This window comes from Nocardia sichangensis (assembly GCF_047200615.1).
Lineage (GTDB): Bacteria > Actinomycetota > Actinomycetes > Mycobacteriales > Mycobacteriaceae > Nocardia > Nocardia sichangensis.
In genome coordinates this window covers 204,519-223,949 of the sequence record NZ_JBJZOK010000012.1, presented here as the reverse complement: position 1 = coordinate 223,949, position 19,431 = coordinate 204,519, and the positions used below count along the sequence as shown (strand labels likewise).

The following is a 19,431-nucleotide window of genomic DNA, read 5'->3' as shown; positions in this document are numbered from 1 at the left end:
CCCCCCCCCCACCCCCCCCAGTTATTTCGTGGGGTGAGCCCCCTCGCGGTTCCGGTGGGGGGCCGGGCTCGCGTGTGCGCGGCCGCCGCGTACGCGACGAAGGAGCAAGCGGCGGTCGCGCAAACGCGAGCCATAAGGGGCCGCGAACACGCGGCGCCGCAGGCGCCGCAATTAGACACAGCTCACTACGACAGCCTGTAGTGCATCCGGCAGAATGGGCGCATGGGCAATGTCTTCGACCTGAGCACGGTGGCCAAGCGGTTTCGTTTCATCGCGGTGCTCGAGGCGATCTCCTGGCTGCTGCTGATCATCGGCATGGTGTTCAAGCGGATTCCGGAGCCGGTGCTGTGGCCGGTCAAGGTGTTCGGCATGACGCACGGCATCGTGTTCGTGCTGTTCGTCATCACCGCGATCGTGGCGGCGCGCGAGCTGGGCTGGAACGTCAAGACCACCGTCCTCGCGCTGCTGTCGAGCATTCCGCCGTTCTGCACGGTGCTGTTCGAGGTCTGGGCGGTGCGCACGGGGCGATTGGGTGAGCTGAGCAACGCCGGTTCGGTCGAGTCCGGGGCGCCCGCATCCGCCACGTCGTGACAAACTGGAGGTCGTGAATCGACCAGCCGCACGCCGTCCTTCGCCCGCTGTCGCCGCCGCCATGTCCGGCGCGGTCGATCTGTCCAGCCTGAAGCAGCCCGCCGGTGGCGGGGGCGCTCCGGCCGGTGGCGACTACGCGGTATCCGAGGCCGATTTCGAGACCAAGGTGCTGCGTCGTTCGATGCAGGTGCCGGTGGTGGTCGTGCTGTACTCGCAGCGCAGTCCGGGCAGCGTCGAACTGGTGCGAACGCTGGAGCGACTGGTGGCCGCCGACGGCGGCAGCTGGGACCTGGCGATCGTCGAGGCCGAGGCCAACATGCGCATCGCGCAGGCGCTGCGGGTGCAGGGCATCCCGACGGTCATCGCGATCGCGGCAGGGCAGCCGCTGGCCGATTTCGAGGGCGCCCAGCCGGAGCCGCAGGTGCGGCAGTGGCTGAACGCCGTGGTCGACGCGGTTGCGGGCAAGCTGGAGGGTGGCGGGGAGCCGCAGCCGCAGGCCGAGGACCCGCGTTTCGCGGCGGCCGAGGCGGCGCTCGAGCACGGTGACCTGGCCGGCGCCGAGGCGGCGTACCAGGCGATTCTCGACGCGGAGCCGACGAACGACGAAGCCAAGGGCGCGCTGCGTCAGCTGCGCTTCCTCGCGCGGGCCCAGGAGCTGCCGGAGTCGGCGATCGAGGATGCCGATGCCGACCCGTCGAACGTCGATGCCGCGATTCGCGCCGCCGATCTCGAATTGTTCCAGCAGCGGCCCGAAGCGGCCTTCGATCGGCTGATCGGCGTCGTCAAGCGCACTTCCGGCGACGAGCGCACCAAGGCGCGCACCCGCCTGCTGGAGCTGTTCGAGCTGTTCGATCAGGCCGAGCCGTTCGTCGTGGCCGCGCGCCGCAAGCTGGCCGCGGCGCTGTACTGAGCCGCCGCGCGGGGCGGTCCGCGAACCAGCCGGCCGCGTCACCGCCCCTGGTTGCGCCCAGGCGTCGGGTATCCGATCCGGGGCGGTGTTGTGACCGACCTGCGCTACCGGTCGCGATGACCATCGGTCGCCGCTCATAGGGGGCGTCCGCCGAGTCTGCTCTGGATTCGCGCATCGGACTCGGGTCTCGCACCGAGGCGTCAGCTGCTCACCTGAGTCCGTGCTTCGGGGACCGGCGCACGTCGGGGTCGGGCAGGGCTCGGTTCGCCGGGCGACTCGTCAGGCGGGGCGCAGCCAGACCGCGCCGTGGGGTGCGAGCGTCACGGTGGCCGAGGCGGGACGGTCGTGCCACGGCTCGGCGCTCGCCGTCACCTCGCCCAAGTTGCCGAGACCGGAGCCGCCGTAGTCCGCGGCGTCGCTGTTGAGGATCTCCAGCCATGAGCCCGCGTGCGGCAGGCCGATCCGGTACGCGTCGTGCGCCGACCCGGAGAAGTTGTAGACGCAGGCGACAACGGAGCCGTCGGAGCCGTAGCGCAGGAACGCCAGCACGTTGTTCGCGCGGTCGTCCGCCTCGATCCAGGCGTAGCCACCGGGTGTGGTGTCCTGGCTCCACAGGGCGGGGTGGGCGCGGTAGACGGCGTTCAGGTCACGCACCAGCGTGGTGATGCCTTGGTGCAGCGGGTTGTCCCGTTCGTGCCAGTCCAGACCGCGATCGTGTGACCACTCCCGGAACTGGCCGAAATCCTGGCCCATGAACAGCAGTTGTTTACCCGGGTGGGCCCACATGTAGGCCAGCAGCGCCCGCACGCCCGCGGCTTTGGCGAAATCGTCGCCCGGCATTCTGGTCCACAGCGTGCCTTTGCCGTGCACGACCTCGTCGTGGCTGATCGGCAGCACGTAGTTCTCGCTCCAGGCGTAGACCAGTGAGAAGGTGATCTCGTTGTGGTGCCAGGAGCGGTGCACCGGGTCGCGGCCGAGGAACCCGAGGGTGTCGTGCATCCAGCCCATGTTCCATTTCATGGTGAAGCCGAGACCGCCGACGTCGATGCCGCGGGTGACGCCGGGCCAGGTGGTGGACTCCTCGGCGATCGTCACGACCCCGGGGTGATGCCGATGCAGCGTCTCGTTGAGGTCCTGCAGGAAGTCGACGGCCTCCAGGTTTTCCCGGCCGCCGTGCACGTTGGGCTCCCACTGGCCTTCGGCGCGGGAGTAGTCCAGGTAGAGCATGGAGGCGACCGCGTCGACGCGCAGGCCGTCGATGTGGAATTCCTCGACCCAGTAGCGAGCGTTGGCGATGAGGAAGTTGCGTACCTCGTGCCTGCCGAAGTCGAACACGTAAGTGCCCCAGTCGAGTTGCTCGCCCCGGCGCGGGTCGGCGTGCTCGTAGAGCGGAGTGCCGTCGAATCGGGCCAGCGCCCACTCGTCGCGCGGGAAGTGGGCGGGGACCCAGTCCAGCAGGACGCCGATGCCCGCCGCGTGCATGCGGTCGACGAACGCTCGGAAGTCGTCCGGGGAACCGAATCGCGCCGTCGGCGCGTAGTAGGAGGTGACCTGGTAGCCCCACGAGCCGCCGAACGGATGCTCGGCGATGGGGAGCAGCTCGATGTGGGTGTATCCGGTCGCCCGCACGTACTCGGCGAGTTGGTCGGCCAGTTCGCGGTAGCCGAGGCCGGGCCGCCAGGAACCGAGATGCACCTCGTAGACGCTCATCGGGGCGCGGGTGGGATCGGTGGCCGCGCGCTGCCCGAGCCAGGCGCTGTCCTGCCACACGTAATGGCTTTCGGTGACCACCGACGCCGTGGCCGGTGGTAGTTCGGTGGCGAATGCCAGCGGGTCGGCGTGATCGACGGTCCGCCCGTCGGCGCCGTGCACGCGGTATTTGTACTTGGCGCCCGGCCCGACACCCGGGATGAAGACTTCCCAGATCCCGGACGACCCCAGCGCGCGCATGGGCGCGGTGGTGCCGCTCCAGCCGTCGAAGTCCCCGATCACGGTGACGCCGCGCGCGTTCGGCGCCCATACCGCGAACGACGTGCCCGCGACGTCACCGTCGAGGGTGCTGTAGCGGCGCGGGTGCGCCCCGAGCACGTCCCACAGGCGTTCGTGGCGGCCTTCGCCGATCAGGTGCAGGTCGAGTTCGCCGAGCGTGGGCAGGAAGCGGTAGCCGTCGGCGCCGATGACGGTCTGGCCGCCGGGGTAGGTCGTCACGACGCGATAGTCATCGATCTCCGGGTACGGCAGCACCGCGGCGAATACGCCGTGGCCCACGGACTTCAGCACGTGGTCGTCGCCGCCGACCCGCACCGACACGGTTTCGGCGTGCGGGCGCAGCACCCGCACGGCGGTGCCGTCCGGATGGGGGTGTGCGCCGAGCACGGTGTGCGGGTCGGTATGGGTGCCCGCCGCGAGCAGCATGAGGTCGCGACGTTTCATCGCAGCGTCCTGCGGTAGGACAGCTCGGTGCGAGCCTGCTGGGACACCGGGGGCAGGGCGATGATGTGCGCCACGGCCCGCGCGGGGTCCAATCGCACGTAATTGGTTTGGGCCCAGTGGTATTCCTCGCCGCTGACCTCGTCGTACACCACCGGGTGGTCGTGCCACTCGCGGCCGATCGCGGGCAGGTCGAGCGAGAGCATGCCCCATTCGGCGCCGAAAGGATTGAGATTCACCACGACCAGCACCGCGTCGCCACTGGCGGGATCGAGCTTGGAATAGGCGATCAGCGCGTCGTTGTCCACGTGGTGGAAATGCAGGCAGCGCAGCTGTTGCAAGGCGGGGTGGGCCCGGCGGATCTCGTTGAGCCGAGTGAGCCAGGGTTCCAGCGATTCTCCGCGCGCCAGCGCCTCGGCGAACGGGCGCGGGCGCAGCTCGTATTTCTCCGAATCGAGGTACTCCTCGCTGTCCGGGCGCACCGACTGATGCTCGAACAGCTCGAAGCCGGAGTAGACGCCCCAGGTGGGCGCGAGGGTGGCGGCCAGGACGGCGCGGATGGCGAACATGCCCGGCCCGCCGTGCTGGAGGCTCTCGTGCAGGATGTCCGGGGTGTTCACGAAGAGGTTCGGGCGGGCCTCGTCGGCCTTCGCGGCCAATTCGTTGCCGAACTCGGTCAGCTCCCATTTGGCCACGCGCCAGGTGAAATACGTGTAGGACTGGCTGAATCCGCGCCGGGCGAGCCCGTAGAGCCGGGCGGGGCGGGTGAACGCCTCGGACAGGAAGATGACGTCCGGGTCGGTGCGCCACACGTTCGCGATCAGCCACTCCCAGAAGTCGGCGGGCTTGGTGTGCGGATTGTCGACGCGGAAGATGTTGACGCCCAAGCCGATCCAGTGTTTGACGACGCGCAGCACTTCGGCGTAGAGGCCGTCGGGGTCGTTGTCGAAGTTGACCGGATAGATGTCCTGGTACTTCTTCGGCGGGTTCTCGGCGTAGGCGATGGTGTTGTCGGGCAAGGTGGTGAACCACTCGGGGTGCGCCTCGACCCACGGATGATCCGGCGCGCATTGCAAGGCGAGGTCGAGCGCGACCTCGAGGCCCAGTTCCCGCGCCGCCCTGACGAACTCGGCGAAATCGGCTTCGGTGCCCAATTCCGGATGCACGGCGTCGTGACCGCCGTGCCGCGAGCCGATGGCCCACGGCGAGCCGACGTCGCCGGACTCCGCCGTGAGCGCGTTGTTGCGGCCCTTGCGGTTGACCTCGCCGATCGGGTGGATCGGCGGCAGGTACACCACGTCGAAGCCCATGGCGGCGATGCGCGGAAGGTCCTTGGCCGCGGTGACGAAGGTGCCGTGAACCGGCTCGCCGGTGGCGTCGCGGCCGCCGGTCGAGCGCGGAAAGAACTCGTACCAGGAGCCGTAGAGCGCGCGGTGCCGCTCGACCAGGACGGTGTGCTGCGGCCCGCGGGTGACCAGGTCGCGCAGCGGCGTGGCGCGCAGGATCCCGGCGACCTCCTCGGTGAAGGCCGGGGCCACCCGTGCGGGGAGTTGCTCGTCACCGCGCAGCGCGGCGGCGACCGCGCGCAAGCGCTCGAACTGTTTCTTCGGGACGGCCTGCGCCGCGCGGTCGAACAGGCGGGCGCCCAGCTCGAGATCGTTGGCCAGATCGACGGCGCTCTGCCCGACGGCAAGCTTCGCCTCGATCGCCGATCGCCAGGTCGCGATCGGATCGCTCCAGCCTTCGATCCGGTAGGTCCAGGCTCCCGGCGTGTTCGGTGTGAAGGTCGCGTTGAAGACGTCGGGCTCGTAGTCCGGCGTCATGCGGACGCGGGCGGGTCGCGACGCGCCGGGGGCGCGCACGACGAGTGTGGCGGCGACGGCGTCGTGCCCCTCGCGCCAAACCACGGTGCGCACCGGGAATACCTCGCCGACCACCGCCTTGGCGGGCCGGCCGCCTGGGATGGACGGGGCAGTGTCATCGATAGCGATGCGGCCGGTCACGGACCCCAACCTACCGGCAACCGGCCTTTCGGACCGGACCAGCCGATTTTTCGTGCACGGTTCCTGGCCTCTCACGGTGGCGGGCCAGCTGGGCATTCGCCTCAGCGTGCGTCGGCGGCGAGGCCCAGGCCGAGCGCGACCAGCACCGCGCCGAGCGCACGCTCTACCCGCTGCCGGATACCGGTGCGGCGCAACCAGGCGCCCGCGCGGTCGGCGGCCAGGACCACGCCGACGCACCACGCGGTGTCGATCACCAACTGGATCAGCGCCAGGATCACCATCGTGGGCAGCACCGGCCCCTCGGACGGAAGGAATTGGGGAAGGATTGTCAATCCGAAAATCGCCGCCTTGGGGTTGGCCGCGATCGAGATCAGCGAGGCGCGGAACGCGGCGGCGGGCGTGTGACCCGCCGGGAGCATCCTCGTCATCGCGCTGCCGAACTCCTCGCTACCACGGGCATTCCGCCACGCCTGCACGCCGAACCAGATCAGGACCAGCGCGCCGATGACGTGCACGGCCGTGTTCATGGCGCGGTTCGCGACGAGTAGGACGGACAGTCCCGCCCCGCCCGCCAGCGTCCAGCCGAGTACGCCGATCTCGTTCCCGGTCACCGCCGCCAGGCCCGCGGTGCGGCCGTCCCGCACCGCGCGCTGCAGGAACAGTGCGGTCGCAGGCCCGGGCAGCGCGGCGATGAGCAGGCAGGCCGGAAGGAATTGCGGAAGAACGTCGACCCAGTGCGGCATCAGCCGATGCTGTCATCCCGGTCCTGCTCGGGCTACCGATTTTCCCGCTTTCGGAAGCGAGGTGCCCGGGTGGCCACAGACGGGGCTCGCTCGTCCACTGGGTGGCCACCCGGGCGCTCAACTCGACATGCCCGAACCGTCGATCAGGGCATGACCATGCACGCGAAGCCGAGGTTCATCCCGTTGCCCACCGTCATCACCGGTGAAGTCCAAGCGGGCGTGGCGCCTTGTGTCGCGGAAATGGTGTGTTGCCCGGTCGCCTCGGGGATCCAGACCGTGGTGGCCTGGCTGCCGACCACCGGTGCGGGGTTCGGTGAGAAGGTGCCCCCGGCACTGTCGGCGAACTGAACCGATTCGGTCGAGGGATTGTTGTCCACCGTCGCCGTCACCCGGTACTGGCAGTTGGTTCCGTAGTTTCCGAAGCCGAAACTGGTGCCTTGGGCCGGGCTTGCGGTCGCCGTCGTGACCGCCGCGCCGGCGGCGGGTGCGACGAGAACGAATGCCGCCGCGAGCGCTCCGAACCCTGTGATCGCTGCTCCAGCGCGCGACCAGCGCCGATCGCGGGCGCGATTTGGGTGTGCTGTCATCCACATCTCGATCACTCCCGTACTGATTCGGTTGGTGCGGCCGGTTGGTCCGCACAGCTTGTGGGTTTGCCCCGCGTTCCGGAGTTCACAAGCGAGCGCGGGTCTCGATCGGGTAGCGGGCACGGGGGTGCCGGTGTGCGGCGTGTGGCCGTTCCGTGACGATGAAGAGCGTTATGCTGCCGGGAAACACGCTGGTCGGAAGGTTGTTCCTGGCCGTGGTCGGGCAGGGCGCCTCCCGCGGTCGGCGTGTAGGTTCTACCCAATGAAGGCATTGCGTCGTTTCACCGTCCGTGCCCATCTGCCCGAGCGCCTGGCCGCCCTGGGGGAGCTCGCCACGAATCTGCGCTGGTCGTGGCATCCGCCGACGCAGGACCTGTTCGCCGCGCTCGATCCCCAGCGGTGGCAGGAGATGGGGCACGACCCGGTCCGGATGCTGGGCGAGGTGCCCGCGGCGCGGCTGGACGAGCTTGCCGCCGACCCCGGCTACGTCGCGCGTGTGGACTCCGCGGCGGCGGACCTGCGCGAGTACTTGGCCGCGCCGGGGTGGTTCCAGCGCCGGGCGGGCGAGGAAGGGGTGCGGGGCATCGCCTACTTCTCGATGGAGTTCGGCGTCACCGAGGTGTTGCCGAATTATTCGGGCGGCCTTGGCATTTTGGCCGGAGACCACCTGAAGGCCGCCTCCGACCTCGGCCTGCCGCTGATCGGCGTGGGATTGCTGTACCGCTCGGGCTACTTCCGGCAGTCGCTGACGACGGACGGCTGGCAAGCCGAGCACTATCCGGCGCTGGATCCGCAGGGCTTGCCGCTGCGGGCGCTCACCTCCGGCGGTTCGCCCGTGCTCATCCACGTCGCGATGCCCGACCGCAGGGTGCTGCGTGCTCGGGTGTGGATCGCGCAGGTCGGCCGGGTTCCGCTGCTGCTGCTCGACTCCGACATCGCCGAGAACGACCCGGAGTTGCGTGCGGTGACCGACCGGCTCTATGGAGGTGACCAGGAGCATCGCATCCGTCAGGAGATTCTCGCTGGCATCGGCGGTGTGCGGGCGGTGCGCGCGTACACCGCGTCCGCCGGACTGCCCGATCCCGATGTGTTCCACATGAACGAGGGCCACGCGGGTTTCCTCGGCGTGGAGCGGATCCGCGAATTCGTCGCGGCCGGGCAGGATTTCGATTCCGCGCTCGCCGCCGTTCGGGCGGGCACGGTGTTCACCACGCATACTCCGGTCCCGGCGGGCATCGACCGGTTCCCCATGCCGATGGTGCGGCGTTATTTCGGCGGCGCGCTCGGGGAATCCGAATCCGCTCTGCTGCCGGGGCTTTCGGTGGACCGGATCGTGGCTCTCGGCCGGGAGGCCGATCCGTCGGTCTTCAACATGGCGCACATGGGCTTGCGCCTGGCGCAGCGCGCCAACGGCGTGTCGAAGCTGCACGGCGAGGTGAGCCGGTCCATGTTCGCCTCGCTGTGGCCGGGCTTCGACCCGGCCGAGGTGCCGATCGGTTCGGTCACCAACGGTGTGCACGCCACCACCTGGGCCGCGCGCGAGTGGGTGGACAAGGCGCGCGAACACATCGGCGCGGAGCTGGTCGAGGAGGGGCGCGGCTGGGAACGGCTGCGCGACGTCGATCTCACCGAGTTGTGGTCGACCCGCAACACCCTGCGCGGCATCCTCGTCGAGGAGGTGCGCCGCAGGCTGCGCGTGTCCTGGTTGCAGCGTGGCGCCGCGGAGGCCGAACTCGGCTGGGTGAACGGCGTTTTCGACCCCGATGTGCTGACCGTCGGGTTCGCCCGGCGAGTGCCGACCTACAAGCGCCTCACCCTGATGCTGCGCGATCCGCAGCGGCTGCGCGCCCTGCTGCTGGATCCGCGGCGGCCGATGCAACTGGTCGTCGCGGGTAAGAGTCATCCGGCCGACGACGGCGGCAAGGCGCTGATCCAGCAGGTGGTCCGCTTCGCCGACGATCCCGAGGTGCGGCACCGGATCGTCTTCCTGCCCGACTACGACATATCAATGGCTCGCTACCTGTACTGGGGCTGCGACGTCTGGCTGAACAATCCGCTGCGCCCGCTCGAGGCCTGCGGCACCTCCGGCATGAAATCCGCGCTGAACGGCGGGCTCAATCTCTCCATCCGCGACGGCTGGTGGGACGAGATGTACGACGGCGAGAACGGGTGGGCCATTCCGACCGCGGAGGGCGTCCGGGACGAGCACCGCCGCGACGATCTGGAGGCCGCCGCGCTCTACGACTTGTTCGAGCGTGCGGTGGCGCCGCGTTTCTACGAGCGCGACGCGTCCGGGATGCCGGTGCGCTGGGTCGAGATGGTTCGCCACACGTTGCAGACCTTGGGGCCGAAGGTGCTGGCTTCCCGGATGGTCCGCGACTACGCGGTGGAGTACTACGCTCCCGCCGCCGCGGCGTCGCAGCGGGCGACGGCCGACGATTTCGCGGTGGCGCGCGCCATCGCCGAGTACCGCCACCGGGTCGAGTCGGCGTGGCCCTCGGTCAAGGTGATCCAGGTGGACAGTGCGGGGCTGCCGGACACGCCGGTGATCGGGGCGCGGCTGTCGCTCACCGCGCGGGTCGAGCTCGGTGGCTTGAGCGTGCCGGACGTGGTGGTGCAGGCGGTGCTCGGCCGGGTCTCGTCGACCGACGATCTCTCCGACACCACGACGATCCCGATGACGCACGTCGGGTCCGACGCGGGCGCCGAGCTGTTCACCGTGGACACGCCGCTGCCGCTGTCCGGCGCGGCCGGGTACACCGTGCGGGTGCTGCCGCACAACGATCTGCTGGCCTCCGACGCCGAGTTCGGACTGGTCTCCGCTCCGAGCGCTTGACCCCGGTGGCGCCGGTCACGGTGGCGCCGCCGTGGGTGTCGCGGGCAGTGAACCGTCGGCTACCGTGCCCTTGGCCCGCCCCGAATCGTTCCTGTACTGGAGTCACCCATGGTCACCGACGTTCTGCACCGGACCCGAGGACGCCTCGACGGATACTTCGGGGTTCGCTCGACCGGCTCGACCGTGAAGCGCGAACTCATGGCGGGCACGGTCACGTTCCTCGCCATGTCGTACGTCCTCGCGGTCAACCCCGCCGTGCTCGGCGATCAGGGCGCGCTGGGTGACAAAGGCATCCCGATGCAGGCGGTGTTCACCGCGACCGCTGTCGCCGCGGTATTCGGCACGCTGGTCATGGGGCTGTGGGCGCGATATCCGATCGCGCTCGCGCCGGGCATGGGACTCAACGCCTTCTTCGCCTACACGGTGGTGCTCGGCATGGGGATTCCCTGGCAGGTCGCGCTGTCGGGCACGTTCCTGTCCGGCGCCATCTTCTTCGTCCTGGCGGTGACGCGGATTCGCGAACGCATCCTCAACGCGATCCCGATGCAATTGAAGCTCGCCGTTGGCGCCGGCATCGGACTGTTCGTCGCCTTCCTCGGCTTGAAGAACGCCGGGATCGTGGTGAACAGCGAGGCGACGCTGGTCACCCTGGGCGACTTCACCAAGGGCACCACCTTGCTCGCGCTGTTCGGGTTGCTGGTGACCGTGGTGTTCCTCGTGCGCGGCTGGCACGGCGCCGTGCTCTACGGCATCGTCCTGACCACCCTCGTCGGCATCGTCAGCGGCTTGGTCGCGCTCCCCAAGGGCTTGTTCGCCGCGCCGCATGGGCTCGAGCAGACCTTCGGTCAGGCGATCGTCCATCTGCCCGACGCGTTCACCGGCCAGATGGTCGTGGTGGTGCTGACCATGCTGTTCGTCGACTTCTTCGACGCATCCGGCACGCTGATCGGCGTCGCGAACCAGGCCGGGCTGCTGGACGCGAACGGTAAGTTGCCGCGCGCGGCGAGCGCGCTGGCGGCGGACTCGGTGGGCACCATGGCGGGTGCGGTCATCGGCACCTCGACCACCACCGCCTACGTGGAATCGACCGCGGGCGTCTCGGCGGGCGGACGGACCGGGCTGACCGCCGTCACCACGGCGGGCTGGTTCTTCGTGGCCATGTTCTGTTTTCCGATCTTCGCGGTCGTTGCGGGCTCCAGCGAGGTGACCGCGCCCGCGCTCATCGTGGTCGGCATCCTGATGGCCCGATCGCTGGGGCAGATCGACTGGAACCGCCTGGAGTACTCGGTGCCCGCGTTCATCACCATTGTGATGATGCCGCTGACGTACTCGATCGCCAACGGCCTGGCCATGGGGATGCTGCTGTACCCGGTGGTCATGGCGGCCAAGGGCCGCGTCAAGGATGTGCATCCGGCGATGTGGGCACTGATGCTGGTGTTCCTCGGCTACTTCTTCTTCCTCGCGGAATGACTTTCCGCTCGCCCGAGCGCTGAACCATCCTTCCCGCCCGACCGTGGAATAGACCGAGAGGTTGGGTAGTTGCCCCCGTTCGTGCGATAATCGGACCGCAGTCCGCTTTCTTCGCCGAAGTAACGATCATGTCCGGGAACGACAGCGCAGGGATGAGGACCACCATGACGATCAAATCCGTACTCGACAGAACCGGAACCGATTCCGAGCTGGACCGAATCGCCCCCGACATCGGCCTGCTGGTCGTGCGAGTCGTCTTCGGCGGCCTGCTCGCGGCGCACGGCGCGCAGAAGCTGTTCGGCTGGTGGGGCGGGCCCGGTCTGCAAGCCAACGCCGACGGCTTCGAGAAGATGGGCTACAACCCGGGCAAGGTATTCGGGACGCTGGCGGGGTTGAGCGAATTAACCGGCGGCCTCCTCTTGCTGCTCGGTCTGCTGACGCCGCTGGCCGGAGCGATCGTGCTGGGCACGATGATCAACGCGATCAACGCCACCTGGGCCGGTGGCCTGCTGGGCGGTTACGAGATGGGTCTGCTGTTCGCGGTGGTCGGCGCGGCGCTGCCCTTCACCGGGCCGGGTAAGTTCTCGTTGGACGCCGGGCGTCCGTGGGAGCGACACGGATTCGTGTGGGGTGTGGGAGCGCTGATCCTCGCCGTCGCCGCGGGCGTGCTCACGCTGATCCTGAAGTGGGTGCTCTGAGCCTGCGGCGCAGACGGATTCGCGGCGCTCGCGTTGCCGGCCACGCTGTTCGAGGTGGCGTGGTGGCCGTGCGCCGTTGTCACACCTTCGCCGCGGCGGCCAGCCTGCTCAGTGCTTTTACCACGACCTCAGGGTCGGCCGTCTCCCAGTACGGCGGCAGCGACGCGCGCAGGTATCCGCCATAGCGAGCGGTCGCGAGGCGGGAATCCAGGATGGCCACCACACCGCGATCGTCGACGCTGCGCAGCAGGCGGCCGGTGCCCTGCGCGAGCAGCAGAGCCGCGTGGTTGGCGGCCACGGTCATGAAGCCGTTGCCGCCACGCATCTCCACGGCGCGTTGCCTAGCCGCCAGCAGCGGATCGTCCGGGCGGGGAAAAGGGATGCGGTCGAGGATCACCAGACTCAGCGACGGTCCAGGCACGTCGACGCCCTGCCACAGCGACAGCGTGCCGAACAGGGAGGTCTCCGGGTCGTCGGCGAACTTGCGGACCAACGCGCCCGTCGCGTCCTCGCCCTGGCACAGCACCGGTGTGTGCAACCGTTCGCGGAGTGCGTCGGTGGCCGCGCGGGCGGCGCGCATCGAGGAGAACAAGCCGAGGGTGCGTCCGCCCGCGGCCGTGATCAGTCGTTCGATCTCGTCCAGGTAGGCAGGTGCGAGCCCGTCGCGGCCCGGCGCGGGCAGGTGTTTGGCGACGTAGAGGATGCCGGACTTGGCATGGTCGAACGGTGACCCGACATCGAGCGAACTCCAGCGCACGCTGTCGGCGTCCGACGGCGCCTGCGCCCCATTCGCGGTGGCCGGGTCGGTGCGATTGCCCGACTGCGCGGGCAGGCCCCAGGTGACCGCGAGGCCGTCGAACGAGCCGCCGATCTGCAACGTGGCGGAGGTGAGCACGACGGTCGCTGCGCCGAAGAGCCTGCTGCGCAGCAGCCCGCCCACCGACAGCGGCGCCATCCGCAGCGACCGGCGCACGACGCCCCGGATCTCGTCGGCGGCCAGCCAGATGACGTCGCGGCGGGCGGCGGGATCGGGCTCGTCGAACGCCGTCAGCGCGCGGACCGCGCTGTCGTGCACCTCGTCGAGCGCGGCCAAGGCCATGGTGCGGGCGGCGGAACTCTCCGGGTCGCCCTGCGCGGTGGTGCTGCCAGGGGGCGCGAGCGCGGTGCGCGCGTTCCACGCGCCGTCGCGGACCAGGGCCAGTACCGGGGCCACGCCGTCGGGCAGGGTGTCCCACCGGGCGGCGGGCAGCTCGTCCAGCACGGTGTGCCAGGCCTCTGCGGCGCCCTCCAGGCGGTCGACCTCCTGCTCGTCGATGAGCTTGGCGCAACGCCGGGCTGCCGCGCTGATCGCGGCGGAGGTCAGTTCGGCGGTGGCCACGCCGGTGACCCGGTCGACCAGCTCATGCGCCTCATCGATGACCACGACGTCGTGTTCGGGGAGCACCTGGATGCCGCTGATCGCGTCGATGGCCAGCAGCGCGTGGTTGGTCACCACCACGTCGGCCTGCGCCGACTCGGTTCTGGCGCGCTCGGCGAAGCAATCCTGGCCGAAGGAGCAACGCGACTTGCCCAGGCATTCCCGCGATGACACGCTCACCTGCCGCCAGGCCCGATCGCTCACGCCGGGAGCGAGTTCGTCGCGGTCGCCGGTGTCGGTGTCGGAGGCCCATTCGTTGAGCCGTTGCACTTCGCGACCGAGGCGCGAGATCGCGAACGCGTCGAACAACTCCGCTTCGGCGGGCTCGTCCGGTACGGCGCTGTTGATCTTGTTCAAGCACAGATAGTTGTTGCGGCCCTTGAGGATGGCGAACTTCGGCGTGCGTCCCAACGGGCCGCTGAGCGCCTCGGCCAAGCGCGGAAGGTCACGGTCGACCAGCTGACGTTGCAGCGCGATCGTGGCCGTGGAGACCACCACCGTGCGGCCGGTGCGCACGGCGTGGCGCAGGCTCGGCACCAGATACGCCAGCGACTTGCCGGTGCCCGTGCCCGCCTGCACGGCGAGATGCTCCTTGGTATCGATCGCGTGGTCCACCGCCGCGGCCATCGTCACCTGCCCGGCGCGCTCCTTGCCGCCCAGCGCGTGTACGGCGGTAGCCAGAAGATCGGATACGGGGGGCAGTTCGGGCACGCCAGCAGCCTACTCGGCGCCTCCGACAGGGCAGGGCGGTCGCGGAGACCGGACGGTCTATCGGGTGATGCCGCCTTCCAGGTCGACGCCGGCCCCGCGCATGCGGTCCAGCGCGAGGGCGACCGTTTCGGGTGCGACTCCCGCGGTGAGATCGAGCAGGACGCGGGTGTCGAAACCCTCGATGCGCGCGTCCAGCGCGGTGGCGCGCACGCAGTGATCGGTCGCGATGCCCACCACGTCGACGGCGTCGACGCCGCGGTCGTGCAGCCAGTCGGCCAGCCCGGTGCCGTCCTCGGTCGTGCCCTCGAACCCGGAGTAGGCCGCCGAGTACGCGCCCTTGGAGAAGACCGCATCGATGGGTTCGGTGGTCAGGGCGGGGTGGAAGTCGGCGCCCTGCGTGCCGACCCGGCAGTGCGGCGGCCAGCTGTCGATGTAGTCGGGCGCGTCGGAGAAATGCGCACCGGGATCGACGTGATGATCGCGGGTGGCCACGATCGCGCCGTAGTTCGCCGCCGCGAGGTGCTCACTGATCCGGGCCGCCACGGCGGCGCCGCCCGCGACCGCGAGCGAACCGCCCTCGCAGAAATCGTTCTGGACGTCGACGATGATCAGTGCCCGGGTCATGGCGACCTCCCGCGATGTGGCTGAACAACTGTTTCAGATTCTGCCGCTCGGTCGGACGCTCGTTCAGCCGACTCGCGGGAAATTCACATGCGCGCGATGTAAACGCGGCCTGCGCCCACGGTGATTACCGGGTGCCCCTTTCGTCGGCGGCCGGATGCGCCGCCTTCCAGCACGGAGACCCTCATGAGCCCTGCCAAACTGTTCCGCAGCGTAATCGTCGCCACCACCGTGTTCCTGGCGGTCTTCTTCCTGCTCGGCTCCCGCCCCGCGGAGCCGTCGGCTTGGGTGTGGTTCGGGATCACCGGAGTGGTGTTCGCGCTGCTCTTCGCCGCCGGGCTGCGGCTGGTGACCCGCGTCGACGAGCGCAGGCGCTGACCTCAGACGAAGGTGGTCACCACAGCGGGTTCACCCGCCGACAGCTTGAGGCCCTCCCACGGCAGGCTGATCAGTCCGCGCGCGACCAAGTCGCGGCTCTCGGCGAGGGTGGGCAGGTCATCGACCTGCTTGCCCTCCCGGATCAAGGGGACCAGCAGCTCACGGGATCGGAAGCCGTTGCGGGGCGGCATCGGCCCCGCCGCCGGATAGACGATCTCCTCGACGATCGTGCCGGTGTCGCGGGCCAAGCGGAGCGCCTTCTTCGTACCGCCACGAGACTGCTTGTGACTGCTGCGTTTGGCGACCGGCACCCCTTCGACTTCGACCAGCTTGTAGACCATCCCGGCCGTCGGCGCGCCGGAGCCGGTGACCAGGGCCGTTCCGACACCGTAGACGTCGACCGGCTCGGCGCGCAGCGCGGCGATGGCGTACTCGTCGAGATCGCCGGAGACCACGATGCGGGTCTTGGTGGCCCCGAGCGCGTCGAGCTGGTCGCGCACCTGCCTGGCCAGGACACCGAGATCGCCGGAGTCGATCCGCACGCCGCCCAGCTCTGTTCCCGCGACCTCGATGGCCGTCGCGACGCCCCTGGTGATGTCGAAGGTGTCCACCAGCAGCGTCGTCCCGACTCCCAGCGTCTGCACCTGGCTGCGGAACGCTTCGGCCTCGTGCGCCCCGTCGGGGCCGCTGTGCAGCAGGACGAACGCGTGCGCGCTGGTGCCCGCCCCCGGGATCCCGTAGCGGCGCACCGCCTCCAAGTTCGAGGTGGCGTCGAAACCGGCGAGATACGCGGCGCGCGCGCAGTCCGCCGCGGCCAGCTCGTGGGTGCGCCGCGAGCCCATCTCGATCATCCGGCGGCCGCCCGCGGCGCTGACCATCCGTGCCGCGGCGGCCGCGATCGCGCTGTCGTGATTGAGAATCGAGAGGACCAGCGTCTCCAGCACGACGCATTCGGCGAAGCTGCCGCGCACCGAGAGGATCGGGGAGCCCGGGAAGTACAGCTCGCCCTCTGGGTAGCCGTCGATGTCGCCGGTGAATCGGTAGTCACGCAGCCAGTCCAACGTCCGCCGATCCGAGAACGAGGCGGCGACGGACAGTTCCGCATCGCCGAACCGGAACTGCCGCAGCGCGTCGAGCACCCGGCCGGTACCCCCGACCACGCCGTAGCGGCGACCGTTTGGCAAACGTCTAGCGAACACCTCGAAGGTGCACTGCCGATGCGCCGAACCATCGGCGAGCGCCGCGGCGAGCATGGTCAGTTCGTACTGGTCGGTCAGCAGTGCCGTGCTGGTCACGCCGTCACGCAGGTCCACGCTGTCACTGTAGACAGAACGGTCGGCTCACGCCGTCCGGCATCGGCCCGGTGAACCGGCGAAAACCCGAATCGGGGCTGCGTGGGTGTTGTTTATCCGGTGTCGAGTCGTACCCTTGACCCTATGGCCTTGTGCAACACAGTCCGGGGTGACGTCGTTGTGGACGCCGCGAACGCGACATTGTCGGCGGCACAGGCGACACCCGAAGCGGTGGAGTACACCGAGATCCTGGAGGCGGAGGACCGCCCGTGGGTGACCGTGGTCTGGGACGATCCGGTCAATCTCATGCACTACGTCACGTATATCTTCCAGAAGCTTTTCGGTTACAGCAAAGCGAAGGCGACCGAGCTGATGCTCAAGGTCCACAACGAGGGCAAGGCGGTGGTCTCGTCCGGTTCCCGCGACAAGATGGAACACGATGTTCAGCGGCTGCACGCCGCCGGACTTTGGGCCACCATGCAGCGGGACGACTGACCAGCGCGACTACCCTGACGCCGTGCGCAAGTGGAGCAGGAAGAACTCGCTGAGCGGTCTCAAACTGCGATCCGAAATGGACGCACGTGAGGCCAACGTGCTTCGGTCCCTGGTCGGTGCGGTCTCCGGGCTGCTCACCGAGCGCGCCGGGTCGGCGCCCGACGACGACTTGGCCGCCCTCACCGGACTGCGATCCGGCAACACCGTCCCGCCGGAGGATCCGCGGCTGCGCAGACTGCTGCCGGACTTCCACCGCAACGAGCCCGGCTCGCCGGACGCCGAACGCGCCGACCTCAACAGCGCGCTGCGCGGTCTGCACGAGCCCGACATCATCGACGCCAAGCTGGCGGCGGGCTCGGTCGTGCTGGACACCGTGCCGAGCGCGGGCGGCAAGATCGTCATCACCCCCGAGCAGGCCGACGCGTGGTTGACCGCGCTCACCGACGTGCGGCTGGCGCTGGGCACGGTGCTGAACATCGATGCCGACACGCCCGACCATCTCGATCCCGACGATCCGCGCGCCCCGCACCTGGACGTGTACCACTGGCTGACCTGGATGCAGGACTCGCTGCTCCAGGCGCTGGCTCCCTGACCGGCCGCGCTGCGATGATCGGCGCGAACCGACCAGCAGTCCCGCGCCGTGAGGAGTACCGATGGTGAATGCCGAACCGGGTGAACGCAACTCGCTCGCCGATGTGCCCGGAGTACTGGTCGGTCATCATCACGTCCTCGATCCGGACGCCACGCTCGGTTCCGGATCGGCGACGGGATGCACGGTGGTGCGCGTGCCGGGCGGCGCGGTGGCGGCGGTCGACGTGCGCGGCGGCGGGCCTGGTACCCGTGAGACCGATCTGCTCGATCCGATGAACACCGTCCGGCAGATCGACGCGATTCTGCTCACCGGCGGCAGCGCCTTCGGGCTCGCCGCGGCCGACGGCGTGATGCGGTGGCTGGAGGAGAACGGCGCGGGCATCGTGATGGACCCGGCGGACCCGAGCCGGGTGGTGCCCATCGTCCCCGGCGCGGTGATCTTCGATCTTCCGGTCGGCGCGTGGGACATCCGTCCGACCGCCGAGTTCGGCTACCGGGCCGCCGCGGCGGCGGACGTCGACTTCGCTCGCGGTTCGGTCGGTGCGGGCGTCGGCGCGCGCGCCGGTTCGATCAAAGGGGGGATCGGCACGGCGAGCATCGTGCTGGGTGATGGCGTGGCCGCGGGAATCACCGTCGCGGCGCTGGTCGTGGCGAATCCGGTCGGCTCGGTGTTCGATCCCCGCACGGGGTTGCCGTGGGGGTGCGGCACCGATGGGCCCGGCTTCTTCGGTCTGCGGCAGGCGACCCCGGAGCAACTGGCGGCGGCGAACGCGCTGCCGGTGAAGGGCACCGTGCTCAACACCACGATCGGCGTCGTGGCCACGGACGCACCGCTCGATCCGGCCGGATGCAAGCGCGTCGCGGCCACCGCGCACGACGGGCTGGCCAGGGCGATCCGTCCCGCGCACTCGCCCCTGGACGGGGACACCCTCTTCGCGCTCGCCACCGGAACGGCGGAGGAGGGCGGCGACTTGCCGTTGCCGCCCGCCTTCCCCGCCGATCTGCTTGTCCTGGACCAGATCTGCACCGCCGCCGCCGTCTGCGTCGAACGCGCCATCGTCGACGCGATCCGCTCGGCGCACCCAGTGGCGGGCATCCCGGCCTACAACGACCTGTTCGGTGTTTGAACAGGCGATGCCGGGAACCGGGGGACCGGGCGACGTCGCCGGGGGAATAGCCGAATATCCTGGCTCGTTGTCGACTGCGATGGGTCGGCGTTGTGGAAAGGTGTGCGACTCGTGCTGGTGATCAGGGCCGACCTCGTGGAGGCGATGGTGGCGCACGCGCGCGCCGATCACCCCGATGAGGCCTGCGGTGTCATCGCGGGGCCGGAGGGTTCGGATCGTCCGGAGCGCTTCATCGCCATGGTCAACGCCGAGCGTTCGCCCACGTTCTACCGCTTCGACTCCGGCGAGCAGTTGAAGGTGTGGCGCGCGATGGACGACGCCGACGAGGCGCCGGTCGTCATCTACCACTCGCACACCGCCACCGAGGCCTATCCGAGCCGGACCGACGTGTCGTACGCCTCCGAGCCGTTCGCGCACTACGTGCTGATCTCAACCCGCGATCCCGAGCGGCACGAGCTGCGCAGCTACCGGATCGTCGACGGCGAGGTCACCGAGGAGCCGGTGCGGATCGTCGACGCGTACGAGAACTAG

17 protein-coding genes are annotated in these 19,431 nt (G+C 69.5%); 10 read left to right on the top strand and 7 right to left on the bottom strand.

Annotated features, from left to right (window positions below; genetic code table 11):
• Positions 1-222 precede the first annotated feature (222 nt).
• Positions 223-591, top strand: coding sequence for a DUF3817 domain-containing protein (locus ACL03I_RS19270; RefSeq protein ID WP_355075568.1), 369 nt, complete (start codon positions 223-225; stop codon positions 589-591).
• A gap of 61 nt (positions 592-652) precedes the next feature.
• Positions 653-1,501, top strand: a complete 849-nt coding sequence (locus ACL03I_RS19265; protein ID WP_355075969.1) for a tetratricopeptide repeat protein — start codon at positions 653-655, stop codon at positions 1,499-1,501.
• A 279-nt stretch (positions 1,502-1,780) separates the two neighbouring features.
• Here ACL03I_RS19265 and glgB read toward each other — a convergent pair whose 3' ends face one another.
• The 4 genes from glgB to ACL03I_RS19245 form a co-directional block, all read right to left on the bottom strand.
• Complete coding sequence (glgB, locus tag ACL03I_RS19260) at positions 1,781-3,934, bottom strand: 1,4-alpha-glucan branching protein GlgB (protein ID WP_412806603.1); 2,154 nt, start codon at positions 3,932-3,934, stop codon at positions 1,781-1,783.
• Positions 3,931-5,934: an alpha-1,4-glucan--maltose-1-phosphate maltosyltransferase gene (locus ACL03I_RS19255; protein WP_412806602.1), complete on the bottom strand. Its 2,004-nt coding sequence runs from the start codon at positions 5,932-5,934 to the stop codon at positions 3,931-3,933. The genes glgB and ACL03I_RS19255 overlap by 4 nt, the downstream gene beginning before the upstream one ends.
• Before the next feature lie 101 nt (positions 5,935-6,035).
• On the bottom strand, positions 6,036-6,677 hold the full coding sequence (locus ACL03I_RS19250; protein WP_412806601.1) for a LysE family translocator: 642 nt from the start codon (positions 6,675-6,677) through the stop codon (positions 6,036-6,038).
• A 143-nt stretch (positions 6,678-6,820) separates the two neighbouring features.
• A complete protein-coding gene (locus tag ACL03I_RS19245) occupies positions 6,821-7,264 on the bottom strand; it encodes a hypothetical protein (protein WP_355075574.1) in 444 nt (147 codons plus the stop codon).
• 262 nt (positions 7,265-7,526) lie between these two features.
• Between ACL03I_RS19245 and glgP the strand changes: the two genes are divergently transcribed.
• From glgP to ACL03I_RS19230, 3 genes are all read left to right on the top strand, one after another.
• The gene (glgP, locus tag ACL03I_RS19240; RefSeq protein WP_412806600.1) at positions 7,527-10,100 is read left to right on the top strand and encodes an alpha-glucan family phosphorylase; all 2,574 of its coding nucleotides are present in this window, start codon (positions 7,527-7,529) and stop codon (positions 10,098-10,100) included.
• A 108-nt stretch (positions 10,101-10,208) separates the two neighbouring features.
• Positions 10,209-11,570 carry an NCS2 family permease gene (locus ACL03I_RS19235; protein WP_379254103.1) on the top strand — a complete coding sequence of 454 codons (1,362 nt, stop codon included), beginning with the start codon at positions 10,209-10,211 and terminating at the stop codon, positions 11,568-11,570.
• A 164-nt stretch (positions 11,571-11,734) separates the two neighbouring features.
• Positions 11,735-12,268, top strand: coding sequence for a DoxX family protein (locus tag ACL03I_RS19230; RefSeq protein WP_355075579.1), 534 nt, complete (start codon positions 11,735-11,737; stop codon positions 12,266-12,268).
• Between the two features lie 79 nt (positions 12,269-12,347).
• On the opposite strand, the gene ACL03I_RS19225 is transcribed toward ACL03I_RS19230, so the two are convergent.
• A complete protein-coding gene (locus ACL03I_RS19225; RefSeq protein WP_355075581.1) occupies positions 12,348-14,396 on the bottom strand; it encodes an ATP-dependent DNA helicase in 2,049 nt (682 codons plus the stop codon).
• A 57-nt stretch (positions 14,397-14,453) separates the two neighbouring features.
• Entirely contained in the window at positions 14,454-15,020 is a 567-nt protein-coding gene (locus tag ACL03I_RS19220; RefSeq protein ID WP_412806599.1) for an isochorismatase family protein, read from the bottom strand.
• 183 nt (positions 15,021-15,203) lie between these two features.
• On the opposite strand from ACL03I_RS19220, the gene ACL03I_RS19215 reads away from it, so the two are divergent.
• Positions 15,204-15,395 (top strand): hypothetical protein, encoded by a 192-nt coding sequence (locus tag ACL03I_RS19215; RefSeq protein WP_355075585.1) that lies wholly within the window; start codon positions 15,204-15,206, stop codon positions 15,393-15,395.
• A 2-nt stretch (positions 15,396-15,397) separates the two neighbouring features.
• Here the strand turns inward: ACL03I_RS19215 and ACL03I_RS19210 are convergent, their stop codons facing one another.
• Positions 15,398-16,708, bottom strand: a complete 1,311-nt coding sequence (locus ACL03I_RS19210; RefSeq protein ID WP_355075587.1) for a nicotinate phosphoribosyltransferase — start codon at positions 16,706-16,708, stop codon at positions 15,398-15,400.
• 123 nt (positions 16,709-16,831) lie between these two features.
• Here ACL03I_RS19210 and clpS point away from each other — a divergent pair, with 123 nt between their 5' ends.
• The 4 genes from clpS to ACL03I_RS19190 all read left to right on the top strand — a co-directional run bounded on the left by clpS (position 16,832) and on the right by ACL03I_RS19190 (position 19,431).
• Positions 16,832-17,182, top strand: coding sequence for an ATP-dependent Clp protease adapter ClpS (gene clpS, locus ACL03I_RS19205; protein WP_039796380.1), 351 nt, complete (start codon positions 16,832-16,834; stop codon positions 17,180-17,182).
• A 22-nt stretch (positions 17,183-17,204) separates the two neighbouring features.
• A complete protein-coding gene (gene aosR, locus ACL03I_RS19200; protein ID WP_355075589.1) occupies positions 17,205-17,774 on the top strand; it encodes an oxidative stress transcriptional regulator AosR in 570 nt (189 codons plus the stop codon).
• A gap of 61 nt (positions 17,775-17,835) precedes the next feature.
• On the top strand, positions 17,836-18,900 hold the full coding sequence (locus tag ACL03I_RS19195) for a P1 family peptidase (RefSeq protein WP_412806598.1): 1,065 nt from the start codon (positions 17,836-17,838) through the stop codon (positions 18,898-18,900).
• Between the two features lie 111 nt (positions 18,901-19,011).
• The gene (locus ACL03I_RS19190; RefSeq protein WP_355075591.1) at positions 19,012-19,431 is read left to right on the top strand and encodes a M67 family metallopeptidase; all 420 of its coding nucleotides are present in this window, start codon (positions 19,012-19,014) and stop codon (positions 19,429-19,431) included.